The organism is Streptomyces pristinaespiralis (assembly GCF_001278075.1).
GTDB lineage: Bacteria > Actinomycetota > Actinomycetes > Streptomycetales > Streptomycetaceae > Streptomyces > Streptomyces pristinaespiralis.
This window is the reverse complement of the sequence record NZ_CP011340.1, coordinates 6,623,402-6,640,505: the sequence shown is the minus strand read 5'-3', so window position 1 is coordinate 6,640,505 and position 17,104 is coordinate 6,623,402. Positions and strand designations below refer to the sequence as shown.

Annotated in this window: 16 protein-coding genes; 9 read left to right on the top strand and 7 right to left on the bottom strand. The window is 70.7% G+C overall.

Annotated features, from left to right (window positions below):
• Window positions 1-100 precede the first annotated feature (100 nt).
• The gene (locus SPRI_RS28365) at window positions 101-787 is read left to right on the top strand and encodes a FadR/GntR family transcriptional regulator (protein ID WP_005319151.1); all 687 of its coding nucleotides are present in this window, start codon (window positions 101-103) and stop codon (window positions 785-787) included.
• On the opposite strand, the gene SPRI_RS28360 is transcribed toward SPRI_RS28365, so the two are convergent.
• From SPRI_RS28360 to fabG, 3 genes are all read right to left on the bottom strand, one after another.
• Window positions 750-1,196: a hypothetical protein gene (locus tag SPRI_RS28360; protein WP_234020437.1), complete on the bottom strand. Its 447-nt coding sequence runs from the start codon at window positions 1,194-1,196 to the stop codon at window positions 750-752. The genes SPRI_RS28365 and SPRI_RS28360 overlap by 38 nt on opposite strands.
• 104 nt (window positions 1,197-1,300) lie before the next feature.
• Entirely contained in the window at window positions 1,301-2,068 is a 768-nt protein-coding gene (gene fabI, locus SPRI_RS28355) for an enoyl-ACP reductase FabI (RefSeq protein ID WP_005319150.1), read from the bottom strand.
• Between the two features lie 4 nt (window positions 2,069-2,072).
• On the bottom strand, window positions 2,073-2,792 hold the full coding sequence (gene fabG / locus SPRI_RS28350) for a 3-oxoacyl-[acyl-carrier-protein] reductase (RefSeq protein WP_005319149.1): 720 nt from the start codon (window positions 2,790-2,792) through the stop codon (window positions 2,073-2,075).
• Between the two features lie 229 nt (window positions 2,793-3,021).
• Between fabG and SPRI_RS28345 the strand changes: the two genes are divergently transcribed.
• The 3 genes from SPRI_RS28345 (at window position 3,022) to tyrS (ending at window position 7,405) form a co-directional block, all read left to right on the top strand.
• Entirely contained in the window at window positions 3,022-4,545 is a 1,524-nt protein-coding gene (locus tag SPRI_RS28345; RefSeq protein ID WP_005319148.1) for a TldD/PmbA family protein, read from the top strand.
• A 91-nt stretch (window positions 4,546-4,636) separates the two neighbouring features.
• Window positions 4,637-6,031, top strand: a complete 1,395-nt coding sequence (locus SPRI_RS28340) for a metallopeptidase TldD-related protein (RefSeq protein ID WP_053557457.1) — start codon at window positions 4,637-4,639, stop codon at window positions 6,029-6,031.
• Between the two features lie 105 nt (window positions 6,032-6,136).
• A complete protein-coding gene (tyrS, locus tag SPRI_RS28335; protein WP_053557456.1) occupies window positions 6,137-7,405 on the top strand; it encodes a tyrosine--tRNA ligase in 1,269 nt (422 codons plus the stop codon).
• A gap of 59 nt (window positions 7,406-7,464) precedes the next feature.
• Here the strand turns inward: tyrS and SPRI_RS28330 are convergent, their stop codons facing one another.
• Entirely contained in the window at window positions 7,465-7,743 is a 279-nt protein-coding gene (locus tag SPRI_RS28330; protein ID WP_005319146.1) for a GlsB/YeaQ/YmgE family stress response membrane protein, read from the bottom strand.
• Window positions 7,744-7,970: 227 nt separating this feature from the next.
• Here SPRI_RS28330 and SPRI_RS28325 point away from each other — a divergent pair, with 227 nt between their 5' ends.
• Together SPRI_RS28325 and SPRI_RS28320 are read left to right on the top strand one after the other, a co-directional pair.
• The gene (locus SPRI_RS28325) at window positions 7,971-8,345 is read left to right on the top strand and encodes a DUF3099 domain-containing protein (protein ID WP_037775052.1); all 375 of its coding nucleotides are present in this window, start codon (window positions 7,971-7,973) and stop codon (window positions 8,343-8,345) included.
• 202 nt (window positions 8,346-8,547) lie between these two features.
• Window positions 8,548-8,784: a hypothetical protein gene (locus SPRI_RS28320; RefSeq protein ID WP_037775050.1), complete on the top strand. Its 237-nt coding sequence runs from the start codon at window positions 8,548-8,550 to the stop codon at window positions 8,782-8,784.
• On the opposite strand, the gene moaA is transcribed toward SPRI_RS28320, so the two are convergent.
• The 3 genes from moaA to SPRI_RS28305 all read right to left on the bottom strand — a co-directional run bounded on the left by moaA (window position 8,767) and on the right by SPRI_RS28305 (window position 11,907).
• On the bottom strand, window positions 8,767-9,756 hold the full coding sequence (moaA, locus tag SPRI_RS28315; RefSeq protein WP_037775049.1) for a GTP 3',8-cyclase MoaA: 990 nt from the start codon (window positions 9,754-9,756) through the stop codon (window positions 8,767-8,769). The two genes, SPRI_RS28320 and moaA, sit on opposite strands and share 18 nt — an antisense overlap.
• A 151-nt stretch (window positions 9,757-9,907) precedes the next feature.
• Complete coding sequence (locus SPRI_RS28310; protein ID WP_005319139.1) at window positions 9,908-11,545, bottom strand: solute symporter family protein; 1,638 nt, start codon at window positions 11,543-11,545, stop codon at window positions 9,908-9,910.
• Window positions 11,542-11,907 (bottom strand): DUF485 domain-containing protein, encoded by a 366-nt coding sequence (locus SPRI_RS28305; protein WP_005319137.1) that lies wholly within the window; start codon window positions 11,905-11,907, stop codon window positions 11,542-11,544. The genes SPRI_RS28310 and SPRI_RS28305 overlap by 4 nt, the downstream gene beginning before the upstream one ends.
• Before the next feature lie 255 nt (window positions 11,908-12,162).
• On the opposite strand from SPRI_RS28305, the gene SPRI_RS28300 reads away from it, so the two are divergent.
• From SPRI_RS28300 to SPRI_RS39895, 3 genes are all read left to right on the top strand, one after another.
• Entirely contained in the window at window positions 12,163-13,692 is a 1,530-nt protein-coding gene (locus SPRI_RS28300) for a S8 family peptidase (protein ID WP_005319136.1), read from the top strand.
• 81 nt (window positions 13,693-13,773) lie between these two features.
• Window positions 13,774-15,177 (top strand): CoA transferase, encoded by a 1,404-nt coding sequence (locus SPRI_RS28295; protein WP_050791593.1) that lies wholly within the window; start codon window positions 13,774-13,776, stop codon window positions 15,175-15,177.
• A gap of 196 nt (window positions 15,178-15,373) precedes the next feature.
• Entirely contained in the window at window positions 15,374-17,098 is a 1,725-nt protein-coding gene (locus SPRI_RS39895) for an NACHT domain-containing protein (protein WP_310650498.1), read from the top strand.
• The last annotated feature ends 6 nt before the right edge of the window (window positions 17,099-17,104 follow it).

Sequence of the window (17,104 nt, the reverse complement as noted above, 5' to 3'; positions counted from 1 at the left end):
ATAGAATCATGGGATGATTGGTTGTCCAATCCTGGACGACACCTCGGCCGCCGGCCGCCCCAGAGGGCGTCGGGCGGACGCCTTCACGACAAGGAGCACCATGGCGCTGTCCTCTCCCCGGCGTTCCGCACTGTCCGACCAGGTGATCGCCCAGTTGCGGAACCAGATCACCTCGGGCGAGTGGCCGGTGGGTTCACGGATCCCGACGGAGCCGGAACTCGTCGAACAGCTCGGCGTGGCCCGCAACACCGTCCGCGAGGCGGTGCGGGCACTCGCCCACAACGGGCTGCTCGACATCCGTCAGGGGTCGGGGACGTACGTGCTGGCCACCAGCGAGCTCGCGGGCGTCATGCACCGGCGGTTCGCCGACGCCGACCCCCGGCACATCGCCGAGCTGCGTTCCACCATGGAGTCGTCCGCTGCGAGGCTGGCCGCCGAGCGGCGCACCGAGCGCGACCTCAAGCAGTTGGACGCACTCCTCGCGCGGCGCGAGGAGGCATGGGCGTCCGGCGTGGCGGAGGCGTTCGTGGCCGCCGACGCGACGTTCCACCTCGCCGTGGTGGCCGCCTCCCACAACGAGGTGCTGACCGGTCTCTACGCCGACCTCGGGGACCTGCTGCGCGACTGGCTGCGCGAGGACATCGGCCAGGAACTGCGCCCCGAGCACCACATGGACCACGCGCGGATGGTCGAGGCGATCCGCGCGGGCGACGGCGACGCGGCGGCCTCGGAGGCCGCCGGCTACCCGTTCATGTGCCTGCGTCGGCCCGCGGCGGCTGGTGGCTGATCCACACCGAGCGGATCTCCTTCCAGCAGCGCCCGGTCAGTTCCCCGTACTCGGCCGGGCGGAGCAGGACCGGGGAGGTGTCCGCGTCGACGTCCCACCAGCGGTCGCACTCGACGTGCAGCCGCACGCGATCGGCGGCGGGATAGGGGTTGTGGCAGTAGGCGGTGACCCGGGAGCCTGCCACGACGGTGCTGCACCGTGCCTGGTAGGACGGCGGCGGCGCCGGTCGGGGGTCCTGCGTCTCCTGACGGAAGTGAAGGGCGGTGCAGGTCGTCCCCCACACCAGCACCGTCGCGGCGGCCAGGGCGGAGGCGTTGCGCCATTTCGTACGCACGAGCAGGACCTCCTCGGCCGGGCTACGGCGCACGCGCCGCAACAGCACCACAAGGAAGATGTGCTCCTCCAGCATCGCCGCCCTCGCGGCCGACCGCCCCGCCGCTGGGCCGAACGGGGGACGCCCCGCCCACCGCGCGAGGCGGTCGGCGGGGCGTCCCCGGTGTCCGTATGTGCTGGTCAGGCACCCATGATGTGCACGCCGCCGTCGACGTGGACGATCTCGCCGGTGGTCTTCGGGAAGAAGTCCGAGAGCAGCGCGACGACACCGCGGCCGGCCGGCTCGGGGTCGGCCATGTCCCACTCGAGCGGGGAGCGCTCGTCCCACACCTTCGCGAGGTCGGAGAAGCCGGGGATGGACTTGGCGGCCATCGAGCCGAGCGGACCGGCGGAGATCAGGTTGCAGCGCACGTTCTGCTTGCCGAGGTCCCGGGCCAGGTAGCGGCTGGTGGCCTCGAGAGCGGCCTTCGCCGGGCCCATCCAGTCGTACTGCGGCCAGGCGAACTGCGCGTCGAAGGTCAGACCGACGACCGAGCCGCCGTTCTGCATCAGCGGCAGGCAGGCCATCGTCAGGGACTTCAGCGAGAACGCGGAGACGTGCATCGCGGTCGACACCGACTCGAAGGGCGTGTTGAGGAAGTTGCCGCCGAGGGCGTCCTGCGGGGCGAAGCCGATCGAGTGGACGACACCGTCCAGACCGCCGAGCTCCTCGCGCACGATGCCCTCGAGGCGGGCCAGGTGCTCGTCGTTGGTGACGTCGAGCTCGATGACCTTCGCGGGCCTGGGGAGCTTCTTGGCGATGCGCTCGGTCAGGGTGGGCCGCGGGAAGGCGGTGAGGATGATCTCCGCGCCCTGCTCCTGGGCCACCTTGGCGGTGTGGAAGGCGATGGAGGACTCCATCAGCACACCGGTGATCAGGACGCGCTTGCCCTCGAGAATTCCGCTCATGTGATCAGTGACCCATGCCCAATCCGCCGTCAACGGGGATGACGGCTCCAGTGATGTACGAGGCGTCGTCGGAGGCCAGGAAGCGCACGGCGGCGGCGATCTCCTCCGGCTTCGCGTAACGGCCGAGCGGCACCTGCGAGACGATGCCCGCGCGCTGCTCGTCGGTGAGCACCTGCGTCATGTCGGTGTCGACAAATCCGGGTGCGACGACGTTGAAAGTGATGTTCCGCGAGCCGAGCTCACGGGCCAGGGAGCGGGCGAAGCCCACCAGGCCGGCCTTCGAGGCGGCGTAGTTGGCCTGGCCCGCCGAGCCCAGCAGCCCGACGACGGAGGAGATCAGCACGACACGGCCCTTCTTGGCGCGCAGCATGCCGCGGTTGGCGCGCTTGACGACCCGGAAGGTGCCGGTGAGGTTGGTGTCGAGGACGGAGGTGAAGTCGTCCTCCGACATCCGCATCAGAAGCTGGTCCTTGGTGATGCCGGCGTTGGCGACCAGCACCTCCACGTTGCCGTGCTTCTCCTCGATCTCCTTGTAGGCCTGCTCCACCTGCTCGGCGTCGGTGATGTCGCAGCGGACGGGCAGCACACCCGCCTCGACGAGCTCGGCGGGCGGCTCGCCCGAGCGGTAGGTGATGGCGACCTTGTCGCCGTTCTCGGCGAAAGCGCGGGCGATGGCGAGGCCGATGCCCCGGTTTCCTCCGGTGACGAGAACCGAGCGGCTCAACGGATCACCCTTTCGTCAGTGGTCTGGAGCACCTGGCAGCCAGGCGACTACCCGAAAACCTATCGGTCCGGTCCGCCGTACGGGGAATCGGTCCCTGACAGCGCCGCAGATCAGTCACTGTCGGGTCCCTACAGAAGAGGGCCGCGCGGCATCCTTCACAACCGGCTGGGCAACAGGCCCCCCGGCGCGACATGATCGGGGCGACCCGTCGCGACGACAGGAGACATCCGTGCCTCATTCCATCGACGAAGCCTTCACGGCGCTGCCGCTGCGGGCGCTCGCCGACGCGGCACTCGCCCGGGCCCGCGCGCTCGGCGCCGAGCACGCCGACTTCCGTCTCGAGCGCGTGCGCAGTGCTTCCTGGCGGCTGCGTGACGCCAAGCTCGCCGGCTCCTCCGACACCACCGACCTCGGGTACGCCGTGCGCGTCGTCCACGGCGGTGCGTGGGGCTTCGCCTCCGGGGTGGATCTCACCATGGACGCCGCGGCACGGGTCGCGGGCCAGGCGGTGGCGATGGCGAAGCTGTCGGCGAAGGTGATCGCGGCGGCCGGGTCCGACGAGCGGGTGGAGCTGGCGGACGAGCCGGTGCACTCGGACAGGACGTGGATCTCCTCGTACGAGATCGACCCCTTCGAGGTGCCCGACGAGGAGAAGACCGCGCTGCTCGCCGATTTCAGCGGCCGGTTGCTGCGGGCGGACGGCGTGGCGCACGTGGACGCGTCGCTGCTCACCGTCCACGAGAACAAGTTCTACGCGGACACGGCCGGCACCGTCACCACCCAGCAGCGGGTCCGGCTGCACCCGCAGCTCACCGCGGTCGCCGTCGACGGCACCAGCGGCGAGTTCGACTCGATGCGCACGATCGCGCCGCCGGCCGGCCGCGGCTGGGAGTACCTGACCGGGACGGGCTGGGACTGGGACTCGGAGCTGGAGGAGATCCCGGGCCTGCTCGCGGAGAAGATGCGCGCGCCGAGCGTCGAATCCGGCCGCTACGACCTCGTGGTCGACCCGTCGAACCTGTGGCTGACGATCCACGAGTCGATCGGCCACGCCACCGAGCTGGACCGGGCGCTCGGCTACGAGGCGGCGTACGCGGGGACCTCGTTCGCGACCTTCGACCAGCTGGGGAAGCTCACGTACGGCTCGTCCGTGATGAACGTGACCGGCGACCGCACGGCCGAGCACGGGCTGGCGACCATCGGGTACGACGACGAGGGCGTCGAGGCGCAGAGCTGGGACCTGGTCAAGGACGGCACGCTCGTCGGCTACCAGCTGGACCGGCGGATCGCGAAGCTGACGAACCTCGGCCGCTCCAACGGCTGCGCCTACGCCGACTCCCCCGCGCACGTCCCGGTGCAGCGGATGGCGAACGTGTCGCTCCGCCCCGATCCGGGCGGCCTGTCGACGGAGGACCTGATCGGTGGGGTCGAGCGCGGGATCTACGTGGTCGGCGACCGGTCGTGGTCGATCGACATGCAGCGCTACAACTTCCAGTTCACCGGGCAGCGGTTCTTCCGGATCGAGAACGGCCGGCTGGCCGGACAGCTCCGGGACGTCGCGTACCAGGCGACGACCACCGAGTTCTGGGGCTCCATGGAGCAGGTCGGCGGCCCCCGGACGTACGTGCTGGGCGGCGCGTTCAACTGCGGAAAGGCCCAGCCGGGCCAGGTCGCCGCGGTCTCCCACGGCTGCCCCTCCGCCCTCTTCCGGGGCGTCAACATCCTCAACACCACGCAGGAGGCGGGCCGATGAGCGAGCGGGCCGCACACGGGAACCCCTGCCGGGGGTCCGGGGGTCGTCCCCCGGGAAAGCACAGTCTCGACACGACGCAGGAGGCCGGCCGATGAGCCCCCGTACGACCAAGCCGCACGAGATCGTCGAGCGGGCTCTCGAGATGTCCACCGCGGACGGCTGCGTCGTCATCGCCGACGAGGAGTCGTCCGCCAATCTGCGCTGGGCCGGCAACGCCCTGACCACCAACGGCGTCACCCGCGGCCGCACCCTCACCGTCATCGCGACCGTCGACGGCGCCGAGGGAACCGCCTCCGGTGTGGTGTCCCGGTCCGCCGTGACCGCCGCCGACCTCGAGCCGCTGGTGCGCGCCGCCGAGGCGGCCGCCCGCGGCGCCGGTCCCGCGGAGGACGCCCAGCCGCTGGTCGAGGGCACCCCCGCGTCCCCCGACTTCACGGACGCGCCCGCCGAGACCGGCTCCGCCGTGTTCGCCGACTTCGCACCCGCCCTCGGCGAGGCCTTCGCCCGGGCCCGGGCCGGCGGCCGCGAGCTGTACGGCTTCGCCAACCACGAGATGACCTCCACCTATGTGGGCACCTCCACCGGGCTGCGGCTGCGGCACGACCAGCCGAACGGCACCCTCGAGCTGAACGCCAAGTCCCCGGACCGTACGCGCTCGGCATGGGCGGGCCGCTCCACCCGGGACTTCAAGGACGTCGACCCGGCCGTCATGGACGCCGAGCTGGCGCGGCGACTGGTGTGGGCGCAGCGCAGGACCGAGCTGCCCGCCGGCCGGTACGAGACGCTGCTGCCGCCCACCGCGGTGGCCGACCTGCTGATCTACCAGCTGTGGTCGTCCGCGGCCCGCGACGCGGCGGAGGGCCGTACGGTCTTCTCCAGGCCGGGCGGCGGCACCCGTGTCGGGGAGAAGCTGTCCTCCCTTCCGCTGACCCTGCGCAGCGACCCGCACGAGCCGGGTCTCGAGTCGGCCCCGTTCGTGATCGCGCACTCCTCCGGCGACGACGCCTCCGTGTTCGACAACGGTCTGCCGATCACGGCGACGGACTGGGTGCGGGACGGAAAGCTGGACCGTCTGGTGACCACCCGGCACAGCGCCGGGCTGACCGGACTGCCGGTGGCGCCCGGCGCGGGGAACCTCATCCTGGACGGCGGCGGTGAGCGCAGCCTGGAGGAGATGGTGGCCGGCACCGCCAGCGGTCTGCTGCTGACGTGCCTCTGGTACATCCGCGAGGTCGACCCGGCGACGCTGCTGCTGACCGGTCTGACCAGGGACGGCGTGTACCGGGTGGAGAACGGCGAGGTCGTCGGGGAGGTCAACAACTTCCGCTTCAACGAGTCGCCCGTCGATCTGCTCTCGCGGGCGTCGGAGGCCGGACGGAGCGAGAAGACGCTGCCCCGCGAGTGGGGCGACTGGTTCACCCGGGCCTCGATGCCCGCGCTCCGGGTGCCGGACTTCAACATGAGTTCGGTGAGCAAGGGCGTCTGAGCGCCGGATATCCGGTCGGACCGGGCCGCGGTCACCAATAGACTGGGTGGTAGCGCCCTGCTACCACCCAGCGGGGTTTCCACTGTTCCGAGGAGACACGACACCGTGACGGACATCGTCGACGAGCTGAAGTGGCGCGGGCTGATGGCCCAGTCCACCGACGAAGAGGCCCTGCGCAAGGCTCTCGCGGACGGTCCTGTCACGTTCTATTGCGGCTTCGACCCCACCGCGGCGAGCCTGCACGTCGGTCACCTGGTGCAGGTGCTCACCATCCGCCGGCTCCAGCAGGCCGGGCACCGCCCGCTCGCGCTGGTCGGCGGGGCGACGGGGCAGATCGGTGACCCGCGGCCGACCGCGGAGCGGACACTGAACGATCCGGAGACGATCGCGCAGTGGGTCGACCGGCTGCGTTCGCAGATCGAGCCGTACCTGTCCTTCGAGGGCGACAACGCCGCGGTCATGGTGAACAACCTGGACTGGACCGCCGGCATGTCCGCGATCGAGTTCCTGAGGGACATCGGCAAGCACTTCCGCGTAAACAAGATGCTCACCAAGGACTCGGTCGCCCGGCGCCTGGAGTCCGAGCAGGGCATCAGCTACACGGAGTTCAGCTACCAGCTGCTGCAGGGCATGGACTTCCTGGAGCTGTACCGCCGCCACGGCTGCACCATGCAGCAGGGCGGCAGCGACCAGTGGGGCAACCTGACCGCGGGCCTGGACCTGATCCACCGGCTGGAGCCGGACGCCGAGGTGCACGCCCTGGCCACGCCGCTGATGACCAAGGCGGACGGCACCAAGTTCGGCAAGTCGGAGACCGGCACGCTCTGGCTCGACCCGGAGATGACGACGCCGTACGCGTTCTACCAGTTCTGGCTGAACACGGACGACCGGGACATCTCCCGCTACATGCGGGTCCTCAGCTTCAAGAGCCGTGAGGAGCTCGAGGAGCTGGAGAAGCAGACCGAGGAGCGGCCGCAGGCACGGGCCGCGCAGCGTGCGCTGGCGGAGGAGCTGACGACGCTGGTGCACGGCGCGGACCAGTGCGCCGCGGTGATCAACGCCTCCCGGGCGCTGTTCGGTCAGGGCGAGCTGGCGGACCTGGACGAGGCGACCCTGCGTGCCGCGCTCGCCGAGCTGCCGCACGCGCGGGTCGGCGAGCTGCTGCCGGTGGTCGACCTGTTCACCGAGGTCGGTCTGGCGCCGAGCAAGTCCGCCGCCCGTCGCACGGTGAAGGAGGGCGGCGCCTACGTGAACAACGTGAAGGTGACCGCGGAGGACGCGGTGGTGACCGCCGACGAGCTGCTGCACGGCCGCTGGCTGGTGCTGCGCCGGGGCAAGAAGAACCTGGCGGCGGTCGAGGTCGCGGCCGGCTGACCCGAGCAGGACATGCCGTGGCCGGGTGGGCGTGATCGCCCACCCGGCCACGGGCGTCGTCAGGCGTGATGCTGTTTCTTGCCGCGGACGGCGCTGTAGGCCATGTCGCCCAGGAAGACGATCACGATGGCGGCCGCGAGCTGCAGCGCGTGACGGCCCCAGTCGATGCCCCTGGTCTCCTCGATGCCGAAACCACGAGCGACGGCGTTGCCGATGATGGCGCCGATGATGCCGAAGATGGTGGTCAGCCACAGCGGACTGTGCTGTTTTCCTGGGATGATCGCTTTCGCGAGCAGGCCCAGCACGAATCCCACGATGATCGCCCACAACCAGCCCATGGCTGCCTCCTTGTACGGCCCTGCGTGAGCAGTTACGTCGCCAGTCTCGGCCCGTGGGCCGTACGGCGCATGTCGGGTCAGCCGTACGTGTGTCTGCGCAGGCCGGGCACGCAGGCGTGGGGCGGCCCCGCTCTCGTATGCGGCGCAGCCCAGGCGTACCGTGGAGGATCGGAGCAGGGGAATTTCCGCCGAAGGTCCGGCGCGGGGAAATCGGGTGGTGGAGCACGATGCGGAAGCACGGTGGGACCGAGGTCTTCCGGATCACCGGCGCACGGCAGGGCCTCGCCGACGATGTCCGCGGCAGGCAGCGGCGCTATGTGATCTCGATGTCGATCAGGACCGTCGCTGTGATCCTCGCGGCGGTCCTGTGGAACGTGGAACGCCATGTGGCGATCGTGGCGCTGGCGCTGGGTGTGCTGCTGCCGTACATCTCCGTCGTCATCGCCAACGCGGGGCGGGAGAACGCCCCTTCGCTCCCGTCGACCTTCGTCGAGCCGCCGGTCCTGCCGGCCGTGGAGGCCGGGCCCGGACGGCAGGACGCGGAACCGGAGCCCGGGGCGGAGCCCTTCCAGGAGGACCGTCCGGGGGCCGGGCAGCGCTGATCACCGGCGGTGGTGGCGGGCCCGCGAAGCTCAAGAAAAGCTCAGATCAATCATGAAGTTCCGGTGCACCGCACCCGGTCCCCCGTGACATACTGCGTACGCGCTCCGCATCCCCCGTCGGAGCGACGGACCGACGCCGGGCAGCTCCCCCCGTGGCTGCTCGGCGTCGCCATGCTGGGACAATGATCCCGTGATTCTTCCGGTGAGTGACGAAACCCCGATCTGTTCGGCCAAGGGCTGCCGTACCGGCGCCGTCTGGGTCCTCGCCTGGAACAACCCGAAACTGCACACTCCGGACCGCCGCAAGACGTGGCTGGCGTGCGAGGAGCACCGCGAGCACCTCTCCCAGTTCCTCGGGGTGCGCGGTTTCCTGAAGGACGTCGTGACCCTGGAGGAGTGGCAGCGGGGTGCCGGGTCCGGGTCAGCCGCCGATGGCTGACATGGGCCGCTCCGGCTGAAGGAACGACGGGTCGTCGAGACCGGATCCGGCCTTCTTGCCCCACATCGCCAGCCGCCAGATGCGTGCGATCTCCTCGTCGGGCGCCTCCGAGCGCAGCGCCGCCCGCAGGTCGGTCTCCTCGGTGGCGAAGAGGCAGGTGCGCACCTGGCCGTCGGCGGTGAGCCGGGTCCGGTCACAGGCCCGGCAGAACGGTCGGGTGACGGAGGCGATGACGCCGACCCGCTGCGGGCCGCCGTCGACGAGCCACCGCTCCGCCGGCGCGGATCCGCGCGCGGCGTCGCCCTCGGGGGTGAGGGTGAAGCGCGTCCGCAGCGACTGGAGGATGTCGCCTGCGGTGATCATGCCGTCGCGCTTCCAGCCGTGCTGTGCGTCGAGCGGCATCTGCTCGATGAAGCGCATCTCGTAGTCGTGTTCCACGGCCCAGGCGAGCAGGTCGGGGGCCTCGTCGTCGTTCAAGCCGGGCATCAGGACGGCGTTGACCTTGACCGGGGTCAGGCCGGCGGCGCGGGCGGCTTCCAGGCCGTCGAGGACATCGTGGTGGCGGTCCCGGCGGGTGAGCGTCTTGAAGACGTCGGGCCGCAGGGTGTCCAGGGAGACGTTGACCCGGTCGAGGCCGGCGGCCTTGAGGGCCGCGGCGGTGCGCTTGAGACCGATGCCGTTGGTGGTGAGGGACATCTTGGGGCGTACCTCGAGGGCGGCGCAGCGCTCGACGATGCCGACCAGCCCCGGACGCAGCAGCGGCTCCCCGCCGGTGAAGCGCACCTCGGTGATGCCGAGATCGGTGACGGCGATACGGATGAGGCGGACGATTTCGTCATCGGTGAGCAGATCGGGCTTGGCCAGCCACTGGAGGCCCTCTTCCGGCATGCAGTACGTACACCGCAGATTGCACCGGTCGGTCAGAGAAACGCGCAGGTCAGTGGCCACTCGGCCGTAGGTGTCGATGAGCACTGTGGGCCCCCTCCCCCAATTCGCGGATCCGACGGTTTCGAGCCTACGCGACGTCGCCGACAACACCAGGGGCCGATTGGCACGAGGTACGGCAGGGCCGCGTCGTAGGACCCTACGACGCGGCCGCTGACATGCGTGTGTCGTTTTCCTCTCAGTGGGCGCCGATGCCGGTGAGGGACTTGACCTCGAGCTCGGCGTACTTGCCCGCGTCGGGCTTCTCCTTGGTCAGGACCGAGCCCAGCCAGCCGAGCAGGAAGCCCAGCGGGATGGAGATGAGGCCCGGGTTGGACAGCGGGAACCAGGCGAAGTCGACGCTCGGGAACATCGCGGACGGGCTGCCGGAGACGACCGGCGAGAACAGCACCAGGAACACCGAGGAGGCGAGGCCTCCGTAGATGGACCACAGGGCGCCCTGGGTGGTGAACCTCTTCCAGAACAGGCTGTAGAGGATCGTGGGCAGGTTGGCGGAGGCGGCGACCGCGAAGGCGAGGGCGACGAGGCCGGCCACGTTCAGGTCGCGGGCGAGCGCGCCGAGGGCGATGGACACGATGCCGATGAAGACGGTCGCCCAGCGCGCGGCGCGGACCTCCTCCTTCTCCGTGGCCTGTCCCCTGCGGATGACGTTGGCGTAGATGTCGTGCGCGAACGACGACGAGGAGGCCAGCGTGAGTCCGGCGACGACGGCGAGGATGGTGGCGAAGGCGACGGCCGAGATCACGGCGAGCAGGATCGCGCCCCACGCGGAGTCGACTCCTCCGATGTGCAGGGCGAGCAGCGGGGCCGCGGTGTTGCCCGCCGGGTTGGACGCCTTGATCTCCGCGGGTCCGACCAGGGCCGCCGCGCCGAAGCCGAGCGCGATCGTCATCAGGTAGAACGCGCCGATGATGCCGATGGCCCAGTTGACGGACTTACGGGCGGCCTTGGCGGTGGGCACCGTGTAGAAGCGGATCAGGATGTGCGGGAGTCCGGCGGTGCCGAGGACGAGCGCGATGCCGAGGGAGAGGAAGTCGAGCTTCGTCATACCGTCGACGCCGTACTTGAGGCCGGGCTCGAGGAAGGCGTCGGGGTTGCCCTTCTGTCCGACCTCGCTGTTCCTGGCCGCCTCTCCGAGCAGGTCGGAGATGTTGAAGTTGAACTTCCACAGCACCAGGAACGTGATGAGCAGGGTGCCCGCGATGAGCAGGACGGCCTTGACCATCTGCACCCAGGTGGTGCCCTTCATCCCGCCGATGGTCACATAGACGATCATCAGCAGACCGACGAGGGCGACGATCGCGATCTTTCCGCCGTCGCTGGTGATGCCGAGCAGCAGCGAGACGAGGATGCCCGCGCCCGCCATCTGCGCGAGCAGGTAGAAGATCGAGACGACGATGGTGGAGACGCCCGCGGCGGTACGGACCGGCCGCTGGCGCATCCGGTAGGCGAGGACGTCGCCCATCGTGTAGCGGCCGGAGTTGCGCAGCGGTTCGGCGACCAGCAGCAGGGCGACGAGCCAGGCGACCAGGAAGCCGATCGAGTAGAGGAAGCCGTCGTAACCGAAGAGGGCGATGGCGCCGGCGATGCCGAGGAACGAGGCGGCCGACATGTAGTCGCCCGAGATGGCGAGGCCGTTCTGGAAGCCGGTGAACTGGCGTCCGCCCGCGTAGAAGTCGGCGGCGTCCTTGGTCTGCCGGCCGGCCCAGACGGTGATGAACAGCGTCGCGACGACGAAGGCCGCGAAGAGCGTGATGATCAGCGGCCGGTGCTCGGTCGTGGCGCTCGAGGCCGCGAGGTGCAGGACGGGGCTCATGCGTCGGCCTCCATACGGGACTTGATGGCCTCGGCCTTCGGGTCGAGCTTCGCGGCGGCGTGCCGTGAGTAGAACCAGGCGATGAGGAAGGTGGTCAGGAACTGCGCGAGGCCGAAGACCAGAGCGACGTTGATGTTGCCGAAGAGCTTCGTGCCCATGAAGCCGCCGGCGTAGTTGGAGAGCAGGACGTAGAGCAGGTACCAGGCGATGAACGCGATGGTCAGGGGGAAGGCGAAGGAACGGTATGTGCGGCGCAGTTCGCCGAATTCCGTACTCTGCTGCACCTGCACGAACGACTCGGTCGTGGGCTGGACGGTGCTGGTCTGCGTACCGCGCTCGGGCGGCGGTGCATCGGTGGTCACGGAATCTCCTCGCGACGCGGGTGCGGTGGGGATGGACTCGGGGATGTCACTGGCAGGGAGGGTTCGATGTTGCTCCACTCCCTGACAACGGCACGGAGCACGCGGCGAACTGGTTCAGCCGTGGTCTTTTTCTTCTGTACTTCCTTCGCGAACTCATTGAATCCGGACCTTGATCAGCGATAGCTTCGCTCGTCATGTACCCGCCCATTCGCACAGGGGTGTCTGGGCGGTTGTCACGGATGATGTGGAGAACCCATGGCTCATCTGGGATCCAGACGGCGCCGCGCACTCGCGCTGCCCGCCGGTCTGGCGCTCACGGCCTCGCTCGGCTTCCTGCCCGCGGGGGCCGCTACGGCGGCGCCGGTCGACGACGTACTCGCCGCGGTCCAGGCGGACGGACCGAAGCTGTCGTACGTCGTGAACGTGAAGGGCGGTCACGGCACCGCAAAGTCGGTCAAGAAGGCCATAGCCAAGGCCGGCGGAACGGTGGTGATGTCCTACGACCAGATAGGCGTCATCGTCGTCCACTCGCAGAACCCGGACTTCGCCACCACCATCCGCGGTGTGCGGGGCGTGGCGTCGGCCGGTGCCACGCGCACCGCGCCTCTGGCGCCCTCGGCCGACATGGCCATCGAGTCGGAGCGTCCGCTCACCGCCGACGAGGCGAAGGCCTCCGCCGCGGTGGCGTCCTCCGGCCAGGACCCGCTGGAGCCCCTGCAGTGGGACCTCCCGGCCATCAAGGCCGACAAGGCGCACCAGAAGACGCTCGGCAGTGACAAGGTCACGGTCGCGGTCATCGACACGGGTGTCGACGACACGCACCCGGACCTCGCGCCGAACTTCGACCGCGAGGCCTCCGTCAGCTGCGTGGGCGGCGTGCCGAACACGGCGGACGGCGCCTGGCGTCCGGGTCCGACCGAGTCCGACCACGGCACCCACGTCGCGGGCACGATCGCCGCGGCGAAGAACGGTGTCGGCGTCACCGGCGTCGCGCCGGGCGTGAAGGTCTCCGGCATCAAGGTCTCGCAGCCCGACGGCTTCTTCTACACCGAGGCCGTCGTCTGCGGCTTCGTGTGGGCGGCGGAGCACGGCGTCGACGTGACCAACAACAGCTACTACACCGACCCGTGGCTGTTCAACTGCAAGAACGACGCGGACCAGAAGGCGCTCGTCGAGGCCGTCTCCCGCGCCACCCGCTACGCGGAGGGCAAGGGTGCGGTGAACGTCGCCGCGGCCGGCAACTCCCGCATGGACCTGGCGGCGGACGAGCTCACCGACACCACGAGCCCGAACGACACCACCCCGGTCGAGCGCGTCATCAACCCGCGCGAGTGCCTCGACATCCCGACCCAGATCCCGGGTGTCGTCACGGTCTCCGCGCTGGGTGCGAAAGGCCTGAAGGCCTCGTACTCCAACTACGGCGACGGCGTGATCGACATCTCCGCCCCCGGCGGCGACTCGACGCGCTACCAGACGCCGGACGCGCCGGCGGTCGACGGCCGGATCCTGTCCACGGTTCCGGGCGGCTACGGCTACAAGGCCGGTACGTCGATGGCCTCCCCGCACGTCGCGGGCGTGGCGGCGCTGATCAAGTCGACCCACCCGTACGCACCGCCGGCCCTGGTCAAGGGTCTGCTGTACGCGCAGGCCGACGACACGGCGTGCACCAACCCGTACGACATCGACGGCAACGGCACCGTTGACGCGGTGTGCGAGGGCGACGAGCGCGACAACGGCTTCTACGGCACGGGCGTCACCGACGCCCTGGACGCGGTCCGCCGCTAGCGGTCTGTGAGGGGCCCGGTGCGCGATCAATGATCCGCACCGGGCTCCTTGCGTTGTGGCACCCGGTGCCATAGTGGGTGCATGACCCACTCGTCCCTCGATCTCCCCTCCCGTGGCACCGCCCAGGCATGGGCCGCCCTGGATGGCGATCCTGCTCTGCTCGACCGTGTCGTCCACGAGGGCGACGGCTCGCTGCCCTCACGGCTGCCGGTCATGGAGCTGGCGCGCGCCACCGTCGCGGTCTGCTCCCTCGCCGCCGCCGAACTGTCGGCACGGCGCGGCGGTGGTCCGGTCCCCTCCGTGGCCGTCGACGACGGTGCGGTGTCGACGGCGTTCCTCAGTGACAGGCTGGTGCGGGTGGACGGCACGGCGCCGACCACCTTCGCGCCGCTGTCCCGCTTCTGGCGCGCCGCGGACGGGTGGGTGCGTACGCACGCCAACTACCCGCACCACCGGGCGCGGTTGCTCGACGCGCTGGCCCTGCCAGAGGACACCGGCGTGGAGGAGGCCGCCGACGCGATCGGCGGACGCCGGGCCGTGGATGTCGAGGAGAGCGTGTACGCGGCGGGCGGACTGGCCGTCGCCATGCGCAGCGGGGACGAATGGGCGAAGCACCCGCAGGGCGTGGCCGCCGCAGGGCGCCGACTGCTGCGCGTGGAGCGGCTCGGTGACGACTGCCCGGCGCCTGCCGCGAACGGCCGGGCGGCGCTTCCCTGTTCGGGGCTGCGCGTGCTGGACCTGACCCGGGTGCTGGCCGGACCGGTCGCCACGCGGACGCTCGCGCTGCTCGGTGCCGACGTGCTGCGGATCGACTCCCCGCACCTGCCGGAGAGCCAGGACGCCCACAACGACACCGGCTCGGGGAAACGGTCCGCCCGGCTCGACCTGTCCGCGGCCTCGGACCGTGCCACGTTCGAGGAACTGCTGACCCTGGCCGACGTGGTGGTGACCGGCTACCGGCCCGGCGCCCTCGACCGGTTCGGTCTCTCTCCGCAGGCGCTGGCCGAGCGCCGTCCGGGCCTGGTCGTGGCCCGGCTTTCGGCCTGGGGCACGTACGGGCCGTGGGCCGGGCGGCGCGGTTTCGACAGCCTGGTCCAGGCGGCCACTGGGATCGCCGTCACCGAGGGCGACGCAGGCCACCCGGGGACGCTGCCCGCCCAGGCCCTCGACCACGGCACCGGGTACCTGCTGGCCGCCGGGGTGCTGCGCGCGCTGACCGAACAGCACGGCGCGGGCGGAACCCGGCTGGTGGAGGCCGCTCTCACACAGACGGCGGCCTGGCTGACCGGGGGACTCGTCAAAGGCCCGGAGGGGGACCCTGCGGCGTACGACGCCGAGCGGTGGCTCACCGAGCGGGACAGTCCCATGGGCCGCCTGCGTCACGCCGTTCCGGCAGTCGGCTACGACGGCGGGCCGGCCGGCTGGGCGCGCCCGCCCGGGTTCTGGGGGACGGACGCGCCGAGGTGGCAGGCCGCCCCGGCGTGACGTGGCCCCAGTGCGGTGCACGGGTCCCCGCCCGGCACCGTCGGGGCGGGTTTCGGGCAGCCTGCGCACACCCGTGGCCGTCTTCGCCCGGTGAGGGTAGGCCCGTCCGCACCACGGGCATGCACTGATGACCGGCGCGACACCGAGCGCGGACCGTACGATCCGGTGGCCGGTGGACTCACGGGGAGGAACTCCATTGCAGGGGTTGGAAGTCGTCGTCCTGCGGCTGGCCGGGACGCTGGCCGTGACCGTCGTCAAGTCGCTGATCGCCACCCGTCCCGGGGCGGGCCTGGTGACGGGCCGCCGGGCCGCGCCGCTCCCCAGGCCGGACCCCGCCCCGGTGGCGAGGAAGCTCGCGGGCCGGCTCTCCGACCCGTACGCCGACCTGCCCGACCACGAGCGCGAGGCCGCCGTCGAGGCGGTACGGGACACCGTCCAGACCGCCGGTACGGTCACTCCCGACCGGCTGTTCGCGCTCGACCTCGACCCGGAGCGGCTGTTCCGGACGCTGCGGGACCCGGCGGCCGGCCTGGCCGAGCGGGGCGTGGAACTCTACGACGAACTGCTGCGGCTGTGCTGCGCGCACATGGTCGAGAAGCTGACCGCCGACCAGTCGTTCATGGCACGGGCGGCGGTGGAGCAGACCCGCCGGGCGGGCCGCACCGAAGCGCTCGTCGAGGACGTCAGGGACCGGCTGGGCCCTCGTCCGGAGGCGCTGGCCCTCAGCTTCGAGGAACGGTACGCGGACTATGTGGCCGAGACCCACGGGCGTCTGGAGCTGTTCGGGCTCACGCTCGGCAGATCGGGCAGCGAGTGGCCGCTGGACACGGCGTACATCTCCCTGGCGGTCAGCGGGGACGGGCCCCACCAGGAGGGTTTCGGCCTCCCCCGGACCGGACAGGTCGCCGTGAAGGCGGAGCAGATCCTCTCCTCTGCCGACCGGCTCGTCCTGCGCGGCCCCGCCGGCTCGGGCAAGAGCACCCTGGTGCAGTGGCTCGCGCTGAACGCCGCCCGGCGCAGCTTCGGCAAGGACCTGGAGGACTGGAACCGGTGCGTGCCCTTCCTGTTGCGGCTGCGCGCCTTCACCTCGTCCGACACGCTGCCGATGCCGGACGCCTTCCTGCGAGCGGCGGGGGTCCCGCTGCACGGTGAGGCACCGGCCGGCTGGACCGAGAAGCTGCTGACGGACGGCCGGGCGCTGATCCTGGTCGACGGGGTGGACGAGATCCCCTCACGGCAGCGGCTCCGCACGGAGAACTGGCTGAAGTCGCTGATCGCCGCCTATCCGGACGCCCGGTACGTGGTGACGACCCGGCCGTCGGCCGTCCCGGAGGACTGGCTGTCCCGCCAGGGATTCGTCGGGCACTCCCTGCTGCCGATGGAACGCGACGACATCCGCTCGTTCATCGGCCACTGGCACGAGGCCGCCCGTCAGGAGTGCCTGGCCCCGGCGGAACGCGCCCAGCTGGACACCTACGAGACGTCCCTGCGCAAGGCCGTCTCCACCCGCCGTGATCTGGGCAGGCTGGCCACCAACCCGCTGATGTGCGCCCTGCTGTGCGCGCTGAACCGGGACCGCAGGATGCAACTGCCGCGCGCCCGCAAGGAGCTGTACGACGCCGCCCTGGACATGCTTCTGGTGCGGCGGGACACCGAGCGGGAGATCGTCGGTGTGGAGGGCGTCGACCTGACGCGTGAGGAGCAGACGGCGCTGTTGCAGCGGCTGGCGTACTGGCTCATCCGCAACGGGCAGGTGGAGGCCGAGCGCGCCGAGGCGGTGGAGATGGTGGCCGAGTGGCTGGCCGCCATGCCGCAGGTGCAGGGCAGCCCCGAGCAGGTGTTCTCCCATCTGCTCATCAGGAGCGGGCTGCTGCGTGAACCCCGCCCGGGGGCCGTGGACTTCGTACACCGGACGTTTTAGGACTAT

What these genes read in the sequence shown, in the direction of transcription:
- SPRI_RS28365 (WP_005319151.1), top strand. Translation starts at nt 101, where the DNA reads ATGGCGCTGTCCTCTCCCCGGCGTTCCGCACTGTCCGACCAGGTGATC.
- SPRI_RS28360 (WP_234020437.1), bottom strand. Translation starts at nt 1,196, where the DNA reads ATGCTGGAGGAGCACATCTTCCTTGTGGTGCTGTTGCGGCGCGTGCGC.
- fabI (WP_005319150.1), bottom strand. Translation starts at nt 2,068, where the DNA reads ATGAGCGGAATTCTCGAGGGCAAGCGCGTCCTGATCACCGGTGTGCTG.
- SPRI_RS28340 (WP_053557457.1), top strand. Translation starts at nt 4,637, where the DNA reads ATGAGCCCCCGTACGACCAAGCCGCACGAGATCGTCGAGCGGGCTCTC.
- SPRI_RS28330 (WP_005319146.1), bottom strand. Translation starts at nt 7,743, where the DNA reads ATGGGCTGGTTGTGGGCGATCATCGTGGGATTCGTGCTGGGCCTGCTC.
- SPRI_RS28325 (WP_037775052.1), top strand. Translation starts at nt 7,971, where the DNA reads ATGCGGAAGCACGGTGGGACCGAGGTCTTCCGGATCACCGGCGCACGG.
- SPRI_RS28310 (WP_005319139.1), bottom strand. Translation starts at nt 11,545, where the DNA reads ATGAGCCCCGTCCTGCACCTCGCGGCCTCGAGCGCCACGACCGAGCAC.
- SPRI_RS28300 (WP_005319136.1), top strand. Translation starts at nt 12,163, where the DNA reads ATGGCTCATCTGGGATCCAGACGGCGCCGCGCACTCGCGCTGCCCGCC.
- SPRI_RS28295 (WP_050791593.1), top strand. Translation starts at nt 13,774, where the DNA reads ATGACCCACTCGTCCCTCGATCTCCCCTCCCGTGGCACCGCCCAGGCA.